The organism is Paraburkholderia aromaticivorans (assembly GCF_002278075.1).
Taxonomy (GTDB): Bacteria; Pseudomonadota; Gammaproteobacteria; order Burkholderiales; family Burkholderiaceae; genus Paraburkholderia; species Paraburkholderia aromaticivorans.
The window spans coordinates 1318750-1337062 of record NZ_CP022989.1 but is presented as its reverse complement, the minus strand read 5'-3'; the positions used below and the strand labels follow the sequence as shown (position 1 = coordinate 1337062).

Below are 18313 nucleotides of genomic sequence, written 5' to 3'. Positions count from 1 at the left end.
TTCCCTTTGCTTTATCCACGGTGCGGCGCCTGACTGCCTCAAACCAGCGCCTCAAATCCTACCGGTGCGCATCATACCCGCTGAACGCGATCGCCCATCGACGACAGACGCGCCATCACGCGCCGGCTCATTTCCGGCAGCGAGGCGATCTCGTCGGCCGCGCCAAGCGCAATCGCTTCACGCGGCATGCCGAACACGATACAGCTCGCCTCGTCCTGCGCAAGGGTGTACGCCCCCGCTTTTTTCATGTCCAGCAGTCCGGCGGCGCCGTCGCGCCCCATCCCGGTCAGGATCACTCCGACCGCGTTCTTGCCCGCATGCTGCGCGGCCGAACGGAACAGTACATCCACGGACGGACGATGCCGGTTCACCGGCGGGTCGTCCGAAAGGTGAGCAATATAGTTCGCGCCGCTGCGGGCAAGCAACAGGTGAGCGTGGCCGGGCGCGATATACGCATGTCCCGGCAGCACGCGTTCGCCGTGCTCTGCCTCTTTAACGGTAATCCGGCACAAACCATTGAGGCGTTGCGCAAAAGATTTTGTGAAACCCGGCGGCATGTGCTGCGCGATCAGCACCGCGGGCGCATCCGGCGGCAGCGGCACCAGCACCTCGCGGATCGCTTCGGTGCCGCCCGTCGACGCGCCGACGATGATCAGCTTCTCGGTACTGAGCAGCGGATTATTGAACAGCGGCGCGGCGCCGACCGGCGCATGCGCGGCATGAGCGGCCGCGTGCTGCACCGGCGCGGCCTGGCGCACGCGGGCGCGGGCCGCCGCGCGAATCTTGTCGGCGAGCTTCTCCGAGTAGTCGAGCATGCCGTCGCGAATGCCGACCTTAGGCTTGGTGACGAAGTCGACCGCGCCGAGTTCCAGCGCGCGCAGCGTGATTTCGTTGCCGCGCTCGGTCAGCGACGAGACCATCACGACCGGCATCGGCCGCAGACGCATCAGTTTCTCGAGGAAATCGAGCCCGTCCATGCGCGGCATTTCGACGTCGAGCGTCAGGACGTCAGGATTGTGCTGCTTGATGAGTTCGCGCGCGACCAGCGGGTCGGGTGCGGTCGCCACCACCGTCATGTCCGGCTGGCCGTTGATGATTTCCGTCATCAAGCTGCGGATCAGCGCCGAATCGTCGACGCACAGTACTTTGATCTTTTGCACAGCGCTCACGCCTCCTCTGTAGTTCTGGCGTTGTTTGAATTAATCGGGCGCGGGCTCGTCCCGAACAGCTCGACCTTCGGGCGGGCGGCGGCCGGCGTCGAAAACAGTTCGACCCTGGGTCTCGACGCGGCTGGCGTCGCGAACAACTCCACCCGTTTGCGCGCCGCGGCGAGCCGCTCGGCGCGCGCCTGCGCGCTTTGCCGCATCAGCGCCTGTTCGCGCTCGGCCACGCCCGCTTCCTGCTGCAAGCGCAACTTCTTCACCATTACCTGGCCGGTGCGCGGCATGAAAGCCACCTTGCGCGGATGCGAGCCCTGCAAGTCCTCGGCGACGATGCGAATCTTCTCGAGCGCCAGATAGCGGCGCACGAACTCCGAATTGCGGTCGCCGATATTCATCGTCGTCATGCCGGCGAGCACAGCGCCGCCGCCGAACACCTTGGCTTCGAAGCGCTCACGCCGGCCGCCGGCCTTGATGAGTTCGTTGATCAGCACTTCCATTGCGTACGCACCGTAGCGCATCGAATCCGAGGCGGCCTGGCCGACGTCCGCGCCGTCGTCGGGCAACATGAAATGGTTCATGCCGCCGATCCCGGCCGTGCGATCCTGAATGCAGGCCGCCACGCAGGAACCCAGCACGGTGACCAGCACCATGTCTTCATGGGTGGTGTAGAACTCGTTCGGCAACAGCTTCACGCCGGGGCGTTGGAAGTGGTTGTCGTAATACAGATTGGTGGCGATTGGCAGGGCGCTGCTCATACTGTCACTCCGCTCGTCGTGTGGTGCGCGGCCGTTGTGGCTGCGCGCGACGGCGTACGGGCACCGGCCGCGTCGCGCGTCAGTTCATAGACGGTCTGGCCGCGCAGTTTGAACGCCTGCGTGACATACGTGAAGTTTTCCGAGTGACCGGCGAACAGCAGACCGCCCGGCTTCACCAATGGCTCGAAGCGCGCCAGCACCTGCGCTTGCGTCGGCTTGTCGAAATAGATCATCACGTTGCGGCAGAAAATCGCGTCGAACTGCGAGCGCAACTGGTAATCGCGGTCGGTCAGGTTCAGTTGCTGGAAACGCACCAGCGCGCGCACTTCCGGGCGCACCTTGACCATGCCGGCGTGCGCGCCGGTGCCCTTCAGGAAGAAGCGTTTGAGCCGCTCGGGCGAGAGGTGCTTTACCTGGTCGAACTGGTACATGCCGGCTTCGGCCTTGGCCAGCACCTGGGTGTCGATATCGGTGGCAAGCACCGAGGCCTGACGCGCGCCGCTCTCGCCGAGCGCTTCGATCAGCGTCATCGCAATCGAGTACGGCTCTTCACCGGTCGAAGCCGCCGAGCACCATACCGAAACCGGCTGCGCGCGGCGGGGCACGAATTCGGCAAGGATCGGAAAGTGATGCGCCTCGCGGAAAAACGCCGTCAGATTGGTGGTCAGCGCATTGGTGAAGGCTTCCCACTCGGCCGGATCGTTTTCCGCTTCCAGCAGATCGAGATACTGCTTGAACGTGTCGAGGCCGCGGGCACGCAGACGGCGCGCCAGACGGCTGTACGCCATGTCGCGCTTGTGATCCGACAGCGAAATGCCCGCGCTGCGGTGAATCAGTTCGCGAATGCGGGCGAAATCCGCGGACGTGAATTCGAAATCCCGCCCCTGTTCGCCGGTTCTAACCGTTTCGGCCCGTTCGGGTCGGTGCTGTGCGCGCGTTGCCATCATGAAGATTCCTGCCTGCGATACGAGCCATCCCGCTTTCCGCCCAGGCACTTTTCCTGGGAAGAAGGGATTGTGTTCGCGGGGTCGCGCCCGCCCGCGAGTTCTGCCAACACGCAGTCGGCCCGCGACACGCTGATAAAGCGTGCTTCGATGATTCGCCCCTCATGGAGCGAGATGCCGAATGACTGCATGTCTTTGTGCCACTTTCTAGAATGTTTCCCAGTCCGCGTCCGAGCCTGCCGTGGTCGCGCTTGTCGCGGCCGGACGTGCTGCGGTTTCGGATGCCGCGCGGGCCGCCTTCGGCCTGAGAGCCGGTTCGACCCGTGCGGCGCCTGCGTCGTGACTGGCCGAAGCCTGTGCCGTGTTCGTTGCTGCCGGACTTGCCGGCGGATGTGCTGCGCCATTCGTGGACGCCTGCGGCGTGGCTTTGGCGGCCGGCTTGCTCTTGCTGCCGCTCACGCGCGGCTGCGCCGTATGCGGACGTGCCGCCGCGCTGCCGTGCGCCGTGCCGCCGGCCACTTTCCAGCCGTTCACCACCGCCTGCAATTGACGCGTCTGATCTTCGAGCGATGCGGCCGCGGCCGCCGCCTGCTCGACGAGCGCGGCGTTCTGCTGCGTGACTTCGTCCATCTGCACGACCGCGCGGTTCACCTGCTCGATGCCGCCCGATTGCTCCTCGGAGGCCGCGCTGATTTCGCCCATGATGTCGGTCACGCGGCGCACGGCCTGCACGATCTCGTCCATCGTGGTGCCCGCGCGGCCGACCAGCGCCGAGCCGCTTTGCACCTTGTCGACCGAGTCGCCGATCAGCTCCTTGATTTCCTTCGCGGCACTGGCGCTGCGCTGCGCGAGGCTGCGCACTTCGCCGGCCACCACCGCGAAGCCGCGGCCCTGTTCACCGGCGCGCGCCGCTTCCACCGCCGCGTTCAACGCAAGAATATTGGTCTGGAAGGCAATGCCTTCGATCACGCCGATAATGTCGACGACTTTGTTCGAACTGCTCGCGATATCCTGCATGGTCGTGACGACCTGGTTCACCACGTCGCCGCCGCGCGTGGCGATATCGGATGCGTTCACGGCGAGCTGGCTCGCCTGACGCGCGTTCTCGGCGTTCTGCCGCACGGTGCCGGTCAGCTGCTCCATGCTCGACGCGGTTTCCTGCAGCGAGGCGGCCTGCTGCTCGGTGCGCTGCGAGAGATCCGTGTTGCCCATCGCGATTTCGCGCGCGCCGGTGTCGATCGATTCCGTGCTGCTGTGGACCGACTTCACCATGGTCGACAAGCTTTCCTGCATCCGCTTGATGCCGGCGAACAGGCGCCCGATTTCATTGCGGCTGAAGACATTGATCGACTCGGACAGATCGCCCGCGGCGATGCGCTCGAAACACGCCGTCGCGTCGGCGAGCGGCTGCACGATCAGGCCGCGCAGCGCGAAGCGGATGCCCACCACCATCAGCAGCGCGAGCGCGGTGATGGCAATGATCAGCGTAGTCATCAGCGAAATGCTCGATTGCGCGCTCGCCTGCTGCTCCATCGCGCTTTGCTGCAATGCCTTGACGACCGCCGAAGCCGCACCGTCATAGGCGATGAACATGGGGCTGATTTTCGTATCGGCGATTGCGTGGTACGCGGCCATGTCGTTCGCGTTGAGCGCCGCGAACTCCGGGTCGACGCCGTCGCGCATCACGCTCGTGCGCCTGGCGAGCACGTCGTCGAGAAGCGCCTGATCGACGCCGGGCTTCGGTGCGTCCAGATACGTCTGCCAGCTCTGGTTGGCCTTGACCAGCAGTTCCTGCGCGCGGTCGATCGCCTTCTTCGCTTCGTCCATGCTGCCCGCGGCGGACAGCGTGTTGAAACGGTCCACGGCGAGACGCGAGCGTAACAGGTGCGACGAAGCATCGTCGAGTGCATGGATGGCGACCAGATCGCCCCGTGCAATGCGATCGAGCGACTGGCTCGCGCCATTCAGCGCGGTCAGCCCGAGTACGCCGACCACCACGGTCAGCGCGACCAGAATGATCCCCACCATCGTCAACGACGTGCGAATCGACCACCTGCTCAACATTTCGATGCTCCCTATCCCAATCGTTCGTGAAGGCTGCCGCCGTTAGACGCCGAGCGTTTCGATCAGCGCCATTTCGCGGCTGGTCATCAGCTTCTCGATGTCCATCAGGATCAGCATGCGGCCGTCGACGGTGCCCAGACCCGTGAGGTACTCGGTCGTCAGCGTGGCGCCGAATTCGGGCGCCGGCATGATCTGGTCGGTGGCGAGCGTCAGCACGTCCGACACGCCGTCCACCACCATCCCGACCACGCGGTGCGCGACGTTCAGGATGATCACCACCGTCTGATGGTCGTACTCGACACGGCCCAGATGGAACTTGATGCGCATGTCGACGATCGGCACGATGATGCCGCGCAGATTGATCACGCCCTTGATGAACTCGGGCGCATTGGCGATACGCGTCACGTTGTCGTAGCCGCGGATTTCCTGCACCTTGAGAATGTCGATGCCGTACTCTTCGGCGCCGAGCGTGAAGACGAGGAATTCCTGACCGCCGGCGTCTGCCTGCTGCACGTCGCGGCGGCCATTCGTACCGCTCGCGTTCGCGACGCTCGAATTGATGGATTGGACTTCTGCCACGTTAGCCCCCAAACGGTTGGGATGAAATGAGTTGAGTAAGGGTTGAGACGAATTTCACGGACATCATGCGAGGCTCATCGCGCCATGCGCGTTGCGCGTTTCGCGGTTCAGCGCCGCCACGTCGACGATCAGCGCGACGCTGCCGTCACCGAGAATGGTCGCGGCGGAAATGCCGTGCACCTTGCGGTAATTCGTTTCCAGATTCTTCACGACCACCTGCTGCTGGCCCACCAGCTCGTCGATCAGCATCGCAAAGCGGCGCCCTTCGGTTTGCATGATGGTGACGATGCCCTGGGTGGGTTCCTGCTTCGCGTCTTCGACGTTGAACACTTCGTGCAACGCCACGAGCGGCAGATATTCACCGCGCACCCGCACCACCCGCTCGCCGTTGGCGACCGTGTAAATGTCTTCGGCTTGCGGCTGCAGCGACTCCATCACGAAGTTCAGCGGCAGAATGAAGATCTCGTTGCCGACCTTGACCGACATGCCGTCGAGAATCGCCAGCGTGAGCGGCAACACGATGCGCGTGGTGCTGCCCTTGCCGGCGTGCGAGGTGATTTCCACGTGGCCACCCATCGACTGGATGTTGCGCTTCACCACGTCCATGCCGACCCCGCGGCCCGACACGTCGGTGACCTGCTCCGCCGTCGAGAAGCCCGGCAGGAAGATGAGGTTCCACACCTCTTCGTCGGTCATGGTCTCGCTGACCTGCATGCCCTGCTTGGCCGCCTTCGCGAGAATCTTGTCGCGGCGCAGGCCCGCGCCGTCGTCGCTCACCTCGATGACGATGTTGCCGCCATGGTGAGCCGCCGACAGCACCAGCTGGCCGGTCGAATCCTTGCCTGCCGCGCGTCGCGCTTCCACGGTTTCGATGCCGTGGTCGAGGCTGTTGCGCACGAGGTGAGTCAACGGATCGATGATCCGTTCGATGAGGCTCTTGTCGAGTTCGGTCGCCTGACCGAAGGTGACGAGTTCCACTTCCTTGCCGAGTTTCGCCGCCAGATCGCGCACCAGACGCGGGAAGCGGCTGAACACGTAATCCATCGGCATCATGCGGATCGACATCACCGCTTCCTGCAGATCGCGCGCATTGCGCTCGAGCTGCGCCATGCCGTTAAAGAGCCGGTCGTGCAGCGCCGGATCGAACGTGCTGGTGGTTTCCGCGAGCATGGCTTGCGTGATCACCAGTTCGCCGACCAGGTTGATCAGCTGATCGACCTTTTCGACGCCGACGCGAATCGAGCTGCCTTCCGCGCCGCCTGCGGCAGTGGCCGGACGTGCCGCCTTGCGGTCGTGCTCGGCGGGCGCGGCCGCGCTTGCCGCGTTGGCCGTCGCCGCCGGAGCGGGCGCCGCTGCGCCTGCCGCCGCGGGTTGAGCCGCGGCGGCAGGCGCGGCCGGTGCGTCGAACAGACCGTGTGTGGCCGTCGCAGCGGGAGCGGCGGTGCCGGCAGCCGGTGCCGGCGATGCTGCGTGTCCCGCCTGACTGGCCGGTACTGCTTGCGCCGGGGACGGATCGGCAGCGGCTGGCGTTCCAGGTTCGCCTTGCTGCGTCTCATCCGCCGGCGCGGTGCCGCGGCCGATCACGATCTGACTTTCGTCGATCACGAAACAGCACACGGCGATGATGTCGTCGGAGGTCACATCGGTCGCGAGCCACAGCGTGAGATCGCCGCCGCTCTTGACCTGCCCGACTATGTTGCCCAGGTTGCCGAGCTCTTCGGCCAGCAGTTCCTGGTCCTTCTCACCAACGCCCCGTAGCGTAATTTTCAGATCGGGACCCGCGCTGTCATTCGCGTCGCCGGCACCCGCGGCTTGCCCGGTCTGTGCCGGTTCGCCGTCAGTCCATTCACCCGCTGCCTGCACCGCCTGTTCGACGACGTGCTCCGGCGCGGTACCACCCTGATTTGCCTGTGTTACCTGTGTTGCCTGTGTCGCAACGGGCGCCGCGGCGGGTGCGCCGCCATCGGCGCTTTCCGCGTGCAGCCGTTCGAGCTTCGCGCAGATCGCACGGGCGGTAGCCGCATCCGGCTCGGCGCTCGCGCGGTAATCGGCGAGCTGGCCGGACAACACGTCCTTGGTTTCGAGGAACGTGTCGATCATGTCCTTGCGCAGCACGAGTTCGTTATTGCGCGCGCGATCGAGCAGCGATTCGAGAATGTGCGTCGTTTCCGTCAGCGCGGTGAAGCCGAACGTCGCCGCGCCGCCCTTGATCGAATGCGCCGCGCGGAAAATGGCCGCGAGGTCTTCGGGGTCCGGGTGCGCAATATCCAGATTGAGCAGCAACTGCTCCATCTGCGCGAGCAGTTCGTCCGCTTCGTCGAAAAACGTCTGATAGAACTGAGTGATGTCGAGTGTCATGCCTGGGTCACCGCGAGAGTTCCTGTCTTGGCGTGGGCTGCCGTGCCGCCGCGTCGAGAGCTTCTATAACTTGGTCTATGGGTGCTGCTTACGCGTGATCTGGCTCGGCTAACGCCGCCACCAGTTCGGTCAACATGTCGGGGTCGAGCGGCTTTTCGATCCAGCCGGTCGCGCCCGCGGCCCGCGCCGCCTCCTTGAACGGCTCGCCCGATTCCGTCGTGAGGACGAGGATGGGCGTGGCCTGGTAAGCCGGGTTACTGCGCAGCGCGGCGATCAGATCGAGACCGGTCTTGCCCGGCATGTACTGATCGGTCAGCACGAGGTCGAACGACATGGCGAGCGCGTTTTCGAGCCCTTCGTTGCCGTCCGCCGCGAGCGTCACTTCATAGCCGGCCGTCGTCAGCGTGGCGGCGAGAATCTGCCGCATCGATGCCGAATCGTCGATTGCCAGGATGTGCCTGATCATGAAAACCTCGCTGCGCCTACGCTATGGGCCGCTCCACGGTCCGCGCCGGCAGGGCGCGTGATCCAGCGGAACGGTCGCTGTCTGTTACTGGGCCGCCGGCGCCACTGCCGGCAGCTTCGGGGCAACCGTTACCGGCTGCGCAAGCTTTTGCAGCAGCGGCTTGGAGCCGGCTGCGTCGTCGGACAAGGTGGTCGTGGTGGAATCGTCGTGATTCAGCGCGTCCTCCGACTTCTTGTTCAATACGATGATGCTGATGCGCCGGTTCTCCGGGTCCATCGGGTCCGCCTTGTTCAGGTTCTGCGTCGACGCGAGGCCGAGCACACGCATCACCTTCGCTTCATCCATGCCGCCGGCGATCAGTTCACGGCGCGACGCATTGGCGCGGTCCGCGGACAATTCCCAGTTGCTGTAGCCCTTCTCGCCGCCCGCGTATTGCGCGGCGTCGGTGTGACCCTGCACGATGATGCGGTTCGGCACGTCGTTCAGCGTGTGGCCGATTTCACGCAGGATGTCGCGCATATACGGCTCGACCTGGTCTTTCGCGGTCGCGAACATGGGCCGCTTCTGCGAGTCGACGATCTCGATACGCAAGCCGGTCAGCGTCGAATCGATGCGGATCTGCTGCTTGAACTGGCGCAGCACCGGATTGGCTTCGATCGCGGCCATCAGCTTGACCTGCAGATCGTGCAGGCGGACCTGCTCGCGGCGCTCCAGTTCGCCCTGCAACTGCTTCACCGTGTCTTCGTTGTTATGCGAGACGCTGCGCTCGGCGCGGTTGTTCGAACCGTCGGTGGAGCGCGTCACGCCTTGCGCGTCGGTCGAGATGTCGCGGCCGCCGCCCTTTAGGATGCTCGAGTCCTCGGCGCTGCGGTCACCGCCCCACAGCGTGATCTTCAGCGGCTGGTTGAAGTAGTCGGCAATGCCCTTTAACTGCACCGTGGAGGCCGAACTCAGCAGCCACATCAGCAGGAAGAACGCCATCATCGCGGTCATGAAGTCCGCATACGCGAGCTTCCACGCGCCGCCGTGGTGTCCGGCTTTCTTCGGCGCGGCGCGCTTGACGACAATGGCGCGATCTTTGTCCTTGCTCATCGGTTCGGTTCCCGGTGTCCTTAACTGGCCGTCACTTGGCCTTGACCCGGCGCACGTGCTCTTCCAGCTCGGCGAACGACGGGCGTTCGGTCGAGAAGAGCACCTTGCGGCCGAACTCGACGGCGATCGCCGGCGCGTAACCGTTCAGGCTGGCCAGAATCGTCACCTTGATGCACTGGAACATCTTGGTCGACTCGGTCACGCGCTGTTCGGCGACGCTCGCGAGCGGCCCGATCAGCCCGTACGAAAGCAGAATCCCGAGGAAGGTGCCGACCAGCGCCTGGGCGATCATCTCGCCGAGCACCGCGGGCGGCTTGTCGGCGGAGGCCATGGTGTGCACCACGCCCATCACCGCGGCCACGATACCGAACGCCGGCATCGCGTCGCCGACCTTGTTCAGCGCATGCGCGGGTGCTTCGCCTTCCTGGTGATGCGTCTCGATCTCCTCGTCCATCAGACTTTCGATCTCGAACGCGTTCATGTTGCCGCCCACCATCAGACGCAGGTAGTCGGTCAGGAATTCGATGATGTGCTTGTCCGCGAGAATCTTCGGATATTGGGTGAAGATCGGACTCTTCGACGGATCGTCGATGTCCGCTTCCAGCGTCAGCGTGCCTTCCTTGCGCGCCTTGGCCAGCAGGACGTAGAGGAGCGCCATCAGCTCCATGTAGACGTCCTTGTTGTACTTCGCGCCCTTGAACAGGGTCGGAATGACGCGCAGCGTCGCCTTGATCGTCTTCATTCCGTTACCGAGAATGAACGCGCCGACGCCAGCGCCTACGATCATCAGCACTTCAACGGGCTGCAGCAGCGCGCCGAGATGGCCGCCTTCCAGCGCGTAACCGCCGAAAACGGACAAAAGCGTCACGAGTGTTCCCACGAAAATCAGCACTGCCGAGCCCTCACAAAGAAGCGACGGTGACCGTCGTTAATCAGGTTTACGGCAACGAAGCAGAAAACTTTGGCGGAAATGTGGCTCGCCGCTCCGGTGTAAACCAGAGGTCGAGGCGCGCGCCCGCTCGCGGAACGCGGCGTTGCGGGAGCAGGGTGGAAGGCTGGAAGCCCCGCCGGTTGGGCGGCGCACGGCGGACCACGCGCCGGCGGGCGCCTTGCGGGTCAGGCTTCGAGGGCGGCGAGGATCTCGCGGGCGCGGGCGTCGGCAGATTTCTTTGTCTTACCGGCGCGCGAAGGCGGCTGGCACAGTCCGCAGACGAACGCATGCTGCGGGTCGTGCGCGTGTGCGACAAAATGCCCTCCGCAGCGGCAGCAGGCGGTCATTTGCAGCATCCCGGAGTCGAAGAAGCGCACCAGCGTCCAGGCGCGCGTGAGACTGAGCACGGGCTCGTCGTCGTGCAACTGGACATGCTCCAGGTACAGGCGGTAGCTCTTCACGATCGACTGGATCGTCAGGCAACCGCCGTGGCCGGCCATGAAACGGTAGATGTTGTAGAACAGCGACGAATGAAAGTTCGGCTGCCAGGTCATGAACCAGTCGGTCGAAAACGGCAGCATGCCCTTGGGCGGCGACACCCCTTTCAGTTCCTTATACAGCCTGATGAGGCGGTCGCGCGACAGGCTGGTTTCCGCTTCCAGCAACTGCAAACGCGCGCCAAGCTCGATCAGTTCGATGGCCAGGGTGATCTCCCTGACTTCGAGCACAACACTTTTATAGGCCATCCGTTGGCGTTTCCCCCGTCCTGATTGCTCGGCTTGGAATTCAGCGTGTCATCAGCCGAGTTGCTCGACTGGCTGGCTGGCCATCAGGATCGCGGAATGCGCCTGTGCCACGGCGCTGGATTTGCCTTTGTCCGCCAGAGCGGACAGCACGGCATGGTCGTCGAAACGGAAACGGCACAACACCTGATTGGACGCCGCCAGCTTGACGGTCTGCGCCAACGACAGATTGGCGAGCACATCGGCTAACTGGTCCGAAATCCCCATGCGAAACATGCCCATCGGCTTGTCTTCGCGCAGCAGTCGCTGCGCGAGCAGGAGATAAGACAGGTTAACTTCTCTGATCTCATTGAGCATATCGCTTGTCGCGCTCATGATTCCCCCGGGGTGTTCTGGCTGGTCAGGCCGTTGCGGAAACGTTTGCTCGGACGCGCGCGCTTAAACCGCACGAATCGGCTCGTTTCTGGTCTTGCGAGCATTGTGTCGAAAGGGGGGGCGGACGAAAATCGGATAGACACCCAACCTTGCTGACGGATTAATCCGTCATTCGTGTAGGAATTTTTCCTACAAAGTCGAGCAAGAGCGGGGCTGAGGAGGGCGAGTTGGGGAGCAATCTGGGGGGCAATGCACCGTGATGACTACGACGGCGATGGGCACGCGGCCGAAGGGTGAGCCGGGACAACTCAAGCTGAGCACCATTGCACCGGTGAAAAACAATTATAAGACGTTTTCACTTCTGCGTAACGCAAGCCATGTAGGGAGCGCGCTCGGATCGCCAGGCCCGCGCCTTGCTGATGAGATACGCTGTGTTCGAATAAAACGGCCGTTTTTCGTTTCCGATTATCGGGACTGCCTTGGAGACGACCTGTAACGCGGCATGTTTCGCGCTGTAACAACATTAAGCGTTTGAAAAATAACTCGAATTTGCGCGGTCGATCCTGATAATGAAGCTAAGGGATTACCCGATGCAGGTTCGGAGCACCCCCGGGCGGCGGCTTACCGCGCCCAACCGTCCGTCAGGCATTCGCTCCCCGCTCGACCCGAGCGCTGCTGTGCGATGCCGTTCTGATCAGGAGAAAACGCATGCGAATCGCACAAATTGCGCCGTTGTATGAAGCCGTCCCGCCGAAACTCTACGGTGGCACCGAACGCGTCGTATCATATCTGACCGAAGCATTGGTCGGCCTCGGCCACGACGTCACGCTGTTTGCAAGCGGCGATTCGGTCACCTCCGCCAATCTCGACGCCTGCTGGCCTCGTGCACTGCGCCTCGATCCCACGATCCGCGACGCGTTGGCTCCGCACATCCTGATGATGGAGAAGGTGCGAAAGGTCGCGCATGAGTTCGACGTGCTGCACTTCCACCTCGACTACATGCCGTTCCCGCTTTTTTCCACGATGGACACGCCATTCGTGACCACGCTGCACGGCCGCCTCGATCTGCCGGAACTGCAACCGGTGTTCGATGCGTTCTCCGACGCGCCCGTGGTTTCGATTTCCGATTCGCAGCGCGCGCCGCTGCCGCAAGCGAACTGGCTCAACACGATCTACCACGGCTTGCCGGAGCAGCTACTGACGCCGCAAACGCACAAGAAGCCGGAATATCTCGCGTTCCTCGGCCGTATTTGCCCGGAGAAGCGCGTCGATACAGCTATCAAGATCGCCGCACAAAGCGGTCTGCCGCTGAAGATCGCCGCCAAGGTGGACAAGGCCGACCAGGAATATTTCAAACGCGAGATCGAGCCGCTGCTCTCGCAGGCGCACGTGGAATTTGTCGGCGAGATCAACGAAGCGCAGAAGCCCGAGTTTCTTTCCGGCGCCAAGGCGCTGCTGTTCCCGATCGACTGGTCCGAGCCGTTCGGCCTGGTGATGATCGAGTCGATGGCGTGCGGCACGCCGGTGATCGCGTTCAACCGCGGATCGGTGCCGGAGGTGATCGACCACGGCGTGACCGGTTATATCGTCGAGGACGTACAGGGGGCGGTTGCGGCGCTACAGCGCCTGGACGAACTGTCGCGCACCGAAATTCGCGCCCAGTTCGAACGCCGCTTCAGTTCGAAGACCATGGCGCGGAACTATGTGGACGGCTATTCGGCGCTGATCGAAGCCACGCGCCGCCCGGTACTGCGTCAAGTCGCGGTGGGCTAAACGGCATTCGAGCGACTCTGACAAGTTTTCCCTCAGCCGCTCGAGGACCGGAATCCCCTCATGCAGGGTTTCCGATTCGCAGATGAATAGTGGGTCATTTCGTCGTGTGAATCGTTTGCGCGAGCGGTAAATCCCGCTTATCCCACTTCTTGTCCAAAAAAGCCGCCCTCCTGGGGCGGCTTTTTTAATGCGCGAATGGATGCGCTTCCATCACGGATTAGCGCTCAGTGAATAAAGCCCGAGTGCCAATAACCTTCAGTTGGCTTTCGCCCGACCGGCAATCGGCTCAAGCCGCGCCAATCAGAAAGCGCTCGCGATTCTTGCCGACGATCCACTTAGGCGGTTTGCCGCGCCCGCTCCACGTATTGCCCGATTTGGGGTCCTGATACTTCGCCGGCAGCGGCGCCTTCTTGGGCGGGCGCCCGCGCTTGGCGGCGACGGCAAAGCCGAGGTCCTGAGCCGTCAGACCGTATTCAGCGATCTTTTGGCGGATGTCGGCGACCACGTTGTCGATTTCAGTGCGCCGCGCTTCTTCTGCCTGTGCCTGCAATTTGGCGATCTGCGCCTTGAGGTCTGCATATTGAGACATTCCGGTTCTCCCCTTTTTAGAACTCATTGGCTCGCAGACTAACTGTAATTATAAAAATTCGCAATGGACAAGAATACCGATTTAACAAGATATCCTCAGATAATTATTAACACGGATGAATTGTTAAACCCTCTCTTTATCTCGCAATAATAGGTAAGCGCGGCACCAGATTGACAATTCTTGACACCCGAATTGGCGACCTTTCCCTAGAATTGGCCGCTCAAGGCATGGCATCCGGACTTAGCCGTGCGTGCTAGCGCAAGCGCCATCTTTTTAGGATTACCAATCATGCAGTTGTCAAAACGTCTTGCCGCCGAATTGTTCGGCACCTTCTGGCTTGTGCTGGGAGGCTGCGGCAGCGCTGTCCTCGCCGCCAACTTCGCCGGCCCGGTCCATGGCCTGGGCATCGGGTTCGTCGGCGTGGCGCTCGCTTTCGGCTTGACCGTACTGACAATGGCCTATGCGATCGGCCACATTTCCGGCTGCCACCTGAATCCCGCGGTGAGCGTCGGCCTGGCGGTCGCGGGCCGCTTTCCGGCGCGCGATCTCCTGCCGTACATCGTCGCCCAGGTGATCGGCGCGGTGCTGGGTGCGCTGGTGCTATCGCTCATCGCATCGGGCAAGCCGGGTTTCGACCTGGTTGCAAGCGGTTTCGCCAGCAATGGCTACGGCGAGCGCTCGCCGGGCCATTACTCGCTCGCCGCGGCATTCATCTGTGAAGTGGTGATGACCGGCTTCTTTCTCTTCGTCATTCTGGGCGCGACCGACAAGCGCGCGCCGACTGGCTTCGCACCGATCGCCATCGGTCTGTGTCTCACGCTGATTCACCTGATATCCATCCCGGTGACCAACACGTCGGTCAACCCGGCGCGCTCCACCGGGCCGGCGCTATTTGTCGGCGGTGCGGCGGTGGATCAGTTGTGGATGTTCTGGCTGGCGCCCATTCTCGGCGCGGTGATTGCCGGCGTGTTGTATCCGGCCCTCGCCGAAAGCCGCAGCAGCAATTCGCAGAAGCTGGCGCTCGACTGATACCGGGCGCGGTAATCCGGGCAAAACAAAACGGGCGCTGCGGCGCCCGCTCTCTTTCGCCGCCGGGAGCGCGGGCACGGCGATCCGCCCCATCGCAGCAAGGCGCACTCGAACACCGCTGCTAGAATCGTGCGACCTCCCAAGCTCGCACAGGTGCTATCTATGAAGCGTTTCAGCGGATTTCTGCATGGCGTCGCACTCTCCATCGGCGGCCTGTGTGCGGGTCTGTCGGCGCTACCTGCCGCGCACGCGGCCGACGGCGAGGTTGAAACGCTCGTGTTCGTGCGGCACGGCGAGAAGCCGGCGCAAGGCTACGGCCAGCTCAACTGCCAGGGGCTCAACCGGGCTCTCGCCTTGCCGGCGGTGATCGCTGCCAAGTTCGGCAAGCCGGACGCGATCTACGCACCCGATCCCGGCCAGCAAAAAGACGACAGCGGCAAGCCCTATTACTACATCCGGCCGCTGGCGACGATCGAGCCGACGGCCATCCAGTTCCAGATGCCGGTGCAAACGCCGTACGGCTTCGCGCAAATCGACCAGCTCGGCACGGCGCTCGTCAATCCTGCCAATCGCAACAAGCTGATCGTCGTGGCGTGGGAACACAAGCTGATCGTGAAGTTATTGCGCCAGATGCTGAGCGCGCACGGCGGCAACGCCGCCGATGTCCCGAACTGGAAGAGCGACGATTTCGACAGCATTTATATCGTTCGGCTCAACTGGCAAAACGGCGCCGCGCGCGCCAGCTTCAAACATGATCGGCAGGGACTGGACGGACGCGCAACAGATTGCCCTTGCGCAGCGTTGCCGGGAGCGTCTTCGGCGAGTGCATCGGCGTCTTCGGCGAGTGCGGGAGATTAATCCGGCAATTCAGATGTAAGCCGCAATTACGGCGGCGGGCGCTGGAACTGTGCCAAGCGGCGCGCCGACGGCCGTGCGAAACGGCTCATGGGATCGCGCACCCTTGCGCAGCGGGGCTTTGACCACGAAGCGCTTCGGACGTCGCGCACTCAAATCCCTCTGCCCACACCTTTCAATCCCCGCGACGATGCTTGCAGTCCGTAACATCTCGTCGCAGTACACACCGCCCGGAGTGCGTAGATTGGTCCTGTGCGACAAACATACGTCGCCTCACAGGAGAACAAACATGAAACGCATCGTCACTCACTTGCTGGTTGCCGCAGGACTCGCAGCGGGCGCATGCGGTGTCGCGCAAGCGCATACGGATCTGAACATCGGCCTGTCGCTCGGCGCACCGGTTTATGCCCGACCGGCTCCGGTCTATGCCGCGCCGCAGCCCGTGTATTACGGCAACGGCGGCTGGGACCATCGCTACGACCGCGGCGACTATGATCGGGGCGAGCATCGATATGATCGCGGCTGGAATCACAATGATCGCGGCTGGGATCACGGCGGTCGGGGCGACCATGGTGACCGCGGCGACCGCCGCGGCGGGTGGCACGGCTAATCGTAGCTAGCAAGGCGCGCTACCAGCGTTGATCGTCGGGGAACCCGCAGCGCCGTTAGCAGCAGCCGGAAACGCACGAAGCCCTGCACGAAACGGCCCGCGTCCGTGAAGACGGACGCGGGCCATTTCCATTCGAGGTCAGAACATCAGTTCGTCGTCGAGCGAGAAAAGCTTGCGCAGATGGTGCGCGACGCCTGCTTCGAAGTTGTTGCCGATCCGCGGCACGTTCGGCAGACGCGTCATGAGATCGGGATTGGCGTTATTCATCATGAACGGATGGCCGGCCGTCTCGAGCAGATCGATATCGTTCATGTTGTCGCCGAACGCCACGCAATGCGAGGCATCGACGCCGACGCGCTCGAGCACGATCTGCAACGCGCGTCCCTTCGATACGTTCGCCGTCATCACTTCCAGGCAGTCCGGCAGTGAATAGGTCACGTAAAGGGCGTCGCCGAATTCGCGTTCCAGGTTCGCCGCCACTTGCGCAAGATCGGCGGGTTCGCCGATGTAGAGCGCCTTTGCGATGTCGGCGCCGTCGTGTTTCGGTAGATCGGTCACCTCATAGGTGAAGCCCGAGTCCTGATGAAACTTCAGCAGATCCGGTGCGTCGCGGTCGATCAACCATGCCTGATCGGCGAACAGATTGACGATCACACGGCCGTGCCCGCCGGTGATTTCCGGCTGCACCAGCCGTTGCACGATAGCAGGAGGCAGGTCGTCGGCGTGGATCACCGTGTTGTCCGGCGCGTGAATGCGCGCGCCATTCGACGTGATGAGATAAGGATTGATGCCCAGCACGTCGCGGATGCCGGCGACGTCGCAATAATGGCGGCCCGTTGCAATGACGAACCGCAGCCCGTCGCTCTCGAGTTTGCGCACGGTGGCGACGGTGAACGGGTCCACCTGATGATCGGCGTTGAGCAGCGTGCCGTCGAGATCCGTGGCGATAACTTTGTACATAGTGTGAGCAGTCGGGCAACTTCGAAGTGTGTATTTTACCGTTGCCAGCCACGTTCACCGGAAACGCAACGGCTATGCCCAGCGAATCGCAACCGCGAGCGCACCGCGAACCACCGTTCCTAGCCTGCGATGCGAACCGCCTCGCGGTGCGCCAGTCGCAACCCGCCGTGAGCCGAGTCGGCCAGCGGCTCGCGCAAACGCGTCTGATAGATCTGCGGCACGTACTCGCGCAACGGCTCGCCGAGCCCGCCGCACAACGCGACCGGCAGGCTCGCCGAGGGATCCAGCGCGGCGATCATCTTGCCCACCTGCAGACCGGCCTCGCCGAGCAAACGCGCCGCGAACGGATGCCTGCGATGGGCGACGACGATCGGCGCAAGTCGCGCATAGGCGGTCTGATTGGCCTCGCAGAGCCACACGACGAGGCTGTCGCGGTCGTGCGCGCCGGTGTGGTCGATCAGGGCCTGCGCCAGATCGTCGTTGGGACCGCGCCCGTCGAGCGCGTGTTGCGCATGCACGATGGCCCGCAGTCCGAGCCATGCGCCGCTCGCCTCGTCGCCCGACGGAAATCCATAGCCGCTAACCATCCGGCATTCGCCCTCGCCGTCCAGCACGGCCGCCACGCTGCCGGTGCCGAGCGCGACGATCACGCCGGGCGCACCGGCGTGGGCGCCCAGCAAGGTGGTATAGGCGTCGCTTTCCACGGCGAGTGCGGCCACCGCGGGCGCCTGCGCGCGAAACGCGCTCAGCCAGTCGCGATTGTTGACGCCTGCCAGTCCGCAGCCGAGCACGCAGCGCGACCAGTCCAGCACCACGCCGGCGCCCGCGAATGCTTCTCCGCAACCTGCCGCAATGGCCTGCCACGCACGTTCGACACCGAGCCCCAAACCGGACGGCCCGCTTGCCGCCTGCGCCAGCTCGCGGCCTTGTGCGTCGCCGAGTACGACACGCGTGCCGCTGCCGCCGCCGTCGATGCCGATCAGAAAGAAATCTTTGTTCATGGGATCGAATGAGTTCCGTGGGTGAA

At 63.4% G+C, this 18313-nt stretch carries 18 protein-coding genes; 4 read left to right on the top strand and 14 right to left on the bottom strand.

Annotation, left to right across the window (positions count from 1 at the left end):
- Positions 1-71: 71 nt before the first annotated feature.
- The 11 genes from CJU94_RS06005 to flhD all read right to left on the bottom strand — a co-directional run bounded on the left by CJU94_RS06005 (position 72) and on the right by flhD (position 11470).
- Positions 72-1160 carry a protein-glutamate methylesterase/protein-glutamine glutaminase gene (locus tag CJU94_RS06005; RefSeq protein WP_167397519.1) on the bottom strand — a complete coding sequence of 363 codons (1089 nt, stop codon included), beginning with the start codon at positions 1158-1160 and terminating at the stop codon, positions 72-74.
- Between the two features lie 5 nt (positions 1161-1165).
- The gene (gene cheD, locus CJU94_RS06000) at positions 1166-1918 is read right to left on the bottom strand and encodes a chemoreceptor glutamine deamidase CheD (RefSeq protein ID WP_095417935.1); all 753 of its coding nucleotides are present in this window, start codon (positions 1916-1918) and stop codon (positions 1166-1168) included.
- Positions 1915-2865 (bottom strand): CheR family methyltransferase, encoded by a 951-nt coding sequence (locus tag CJU94_RS05995; protein ID WP_095417934.1) that lies wholly within the window; start codon positions 2863-2865, stop codon positions 1915-1917. Before CJU94_RS05995 ends, cheD begins: the two co-directional genes overlap by 4 nt.
- A gap of 204 nt (positions 2866-3069) precedes the next feature.
- Positions 3070-4926 (bottom strand): methyl-accepting chemotaxis protein, encoded by a 1857-nt coding sequence (locus CJU94_RS05990; protein WP_095417933.1) that lies wholly within the window; start codon positions 4924-4926, stop codon positions 3070-3072.
- Positions 4927-4968: 42 nt separating this feature from the next.
- Positions 4969-5505 (bottom strand): chemotaxis protein CheW, encoded by a 537-nt coding sequence (locus tag CJU94_RS05985; protein ID WP_007179973.1) that lies wholly within the window; start codon positions 5503-5505, stop codon positions 4969-4971.
- A gap of 63 nt (positions 5506-5568) precedes the next feature.
- A complete protein-coding gene (cheA, locus tag CJU94_RS05980; protein ID WP_095417932.1) occupies positions 5569-7863 on the bottom strand; it encodes a chemotaxis protein CheA in 2295 nt (764 codons plus the stop codon).
- An 88-nt stretch (positions 7864-7951) separates the two neighbouring features.
- On the bottom strand, positions 7952-8329 hold the full coding sequence (locus tag CJU94_RS05975) for a response regulator (RefSeq protein ID WP_095417931.1): 378 nt from the start codon (positions 8327-8329) through the stop codon (positions 7952-7954).
- An 84-nt stretch (positions 8330-8413) separates the two neighbouring features.
- Positions 8414-9421 carry a flagellar motor protein MotB gene (motB, locus tag CJU94_RS05970; RefSeq protein WP_095417930.1) on the bottom strand — a complete coding sequence of 336 codons (1008 nt, stop codon included), beginning with the start codon at positions 9419-9421 and terminating at the stop codon, positions 8414-8416.
- A gap of 31 nt (positions 9422-9452) precedes the next feature.
- Positions 9453-10313, bottom strand: a complete 861-nt coding sequence (motA, locus tag CJU94_RS05965; RefSeq protein WP_073427790.1) for a flagellar motor stator protein MotA — start codon at positions 10311-10313, stop codon at positions 9453-9455.
- Between the two features lie 224 nt (positions 10314-10537).
- Positions 10538-11098 (bottom strand): flagellar transcriptional regulator FlhC, encoded by a 561-nt coding sequence (flhC, locus tag CJU94_RS05960; protein WP_095417929.1) that lies wholly within the window; start codon positions 11096-11098, stop codon positions 10538-10540.
- 51 nt (positions 11099-11149) lie between these two features.
- Entirely contained in the window at positions 11150-11470 is a 321-nt protein-coding gene (gene flhD / locus CJU94_RS05955) for a flagellar transcriptional regulator FlhD (protein WP_013589958.1), read from the bottom strand.
- A 708-nt stretch (positions 11471-12178) separates the two neighbouring features.
- Here flhD and CJU94_RS05950 point away from each other — a divergent pair.
- The gene (locus tag CJU94_RS05950; protein ID WP_095417928.1) at positions 12179-13243 is read left to right on the top strand and encodes a glycosyltransferase family 4 protein; all 1065 of its coding nucleotides are present in this window, start codon (positions 12179-12181) and stop codon (positions 13241-13243) included.
- A 286-nt stretch (positions 13244-13529) separates the two neighbouring features.
- Here CJU94_RS05950 and CJU94_RS05945 read toward each other — a convergent pair whose 3' ends face one another.
- The gene (locus CJU94_RS05945) at positions 13530-13832 is read right to left on the bottom strand and encodes an H-NS histone family protein (protein WP_007179981.1); all 303 of its coding nucleotides are present in this window, start codon (positions 13830-13832) and stop codon (positions 13530-13532) included.
- Positions 13833-14120: 288 nt separating this feature from the next.
- Between CJU94_RS05945 and aqpZ the strand changes: the two genes are divergently transcribed.
- The 3 genes from aqpZ to CJU94_RS05930 all read left to right on the top strand — a co-directional run bounded on the left by aqpZ (position 14121) and on the right by CJU94_RS05930 (position 16326).
- Entirely contained in the window at positions 14121-14861 is a 741-nt protein-coding gene (gene aqpZ / locus CJU94_RS05940; protein WP_095417927.1) for an aquaporin Z, read from the top strand.
- 162 nt (positions 14862-15023) lie between these two features.
- Positions 15024-15719: a histidine phosphatase family protein gene (locus CJU94_RS05935; RefSeq protein ID WP_095417926.1), complete on the top strand. Its 696-nt coding sequence runs from the start codon at positions 15024-15026 to the stop codon at positions 15717-15719.
- Between the two features lie 286 nt (positions 15720-16005).
- Positions 16006-16326 (top strand): PXPV repeat protein, encoded by a 321-nt coding sequence (locus CJU94_RS05930; RefSeq protein ID WP_095417925.1) that lies wholly within the window; start codon positions 16006-16008, stop codon positions 16324-16326.
- A gap of 138 nt (positions 16327-16464) precedes the next feature.
- On the opposite strand, the gene CJU94_RS05925 is transcribed toward CJU94_RS05930, so the two are convergent.
- Positions 16465-17286 carry a Cof-type HAD-IIB family hydrolase gene (locus CJU94_RS05925; protein ID WP_095417924.1) on the bottom strand — a complete coding sequence of 274 codons (822 nt, stop codon included), beginning with the start codon at positions 17284-17286 and terminating at the stop codon, positions 16465-16467.
- Positions 17287-17405: 119 nt separating this feature from the next.
- Entirely contained in the window at positions 17406-18287 is an 882-nt protein-coding gene (locus tag CJU94_RS05920) for a glucosamine kinase nucleotide-binding domain-containing protein (RefSeq protein ID WP_095417923.1), read from the bottom strand.
- Positions 18288-18313: the final 26 nt, after the last annotated feature.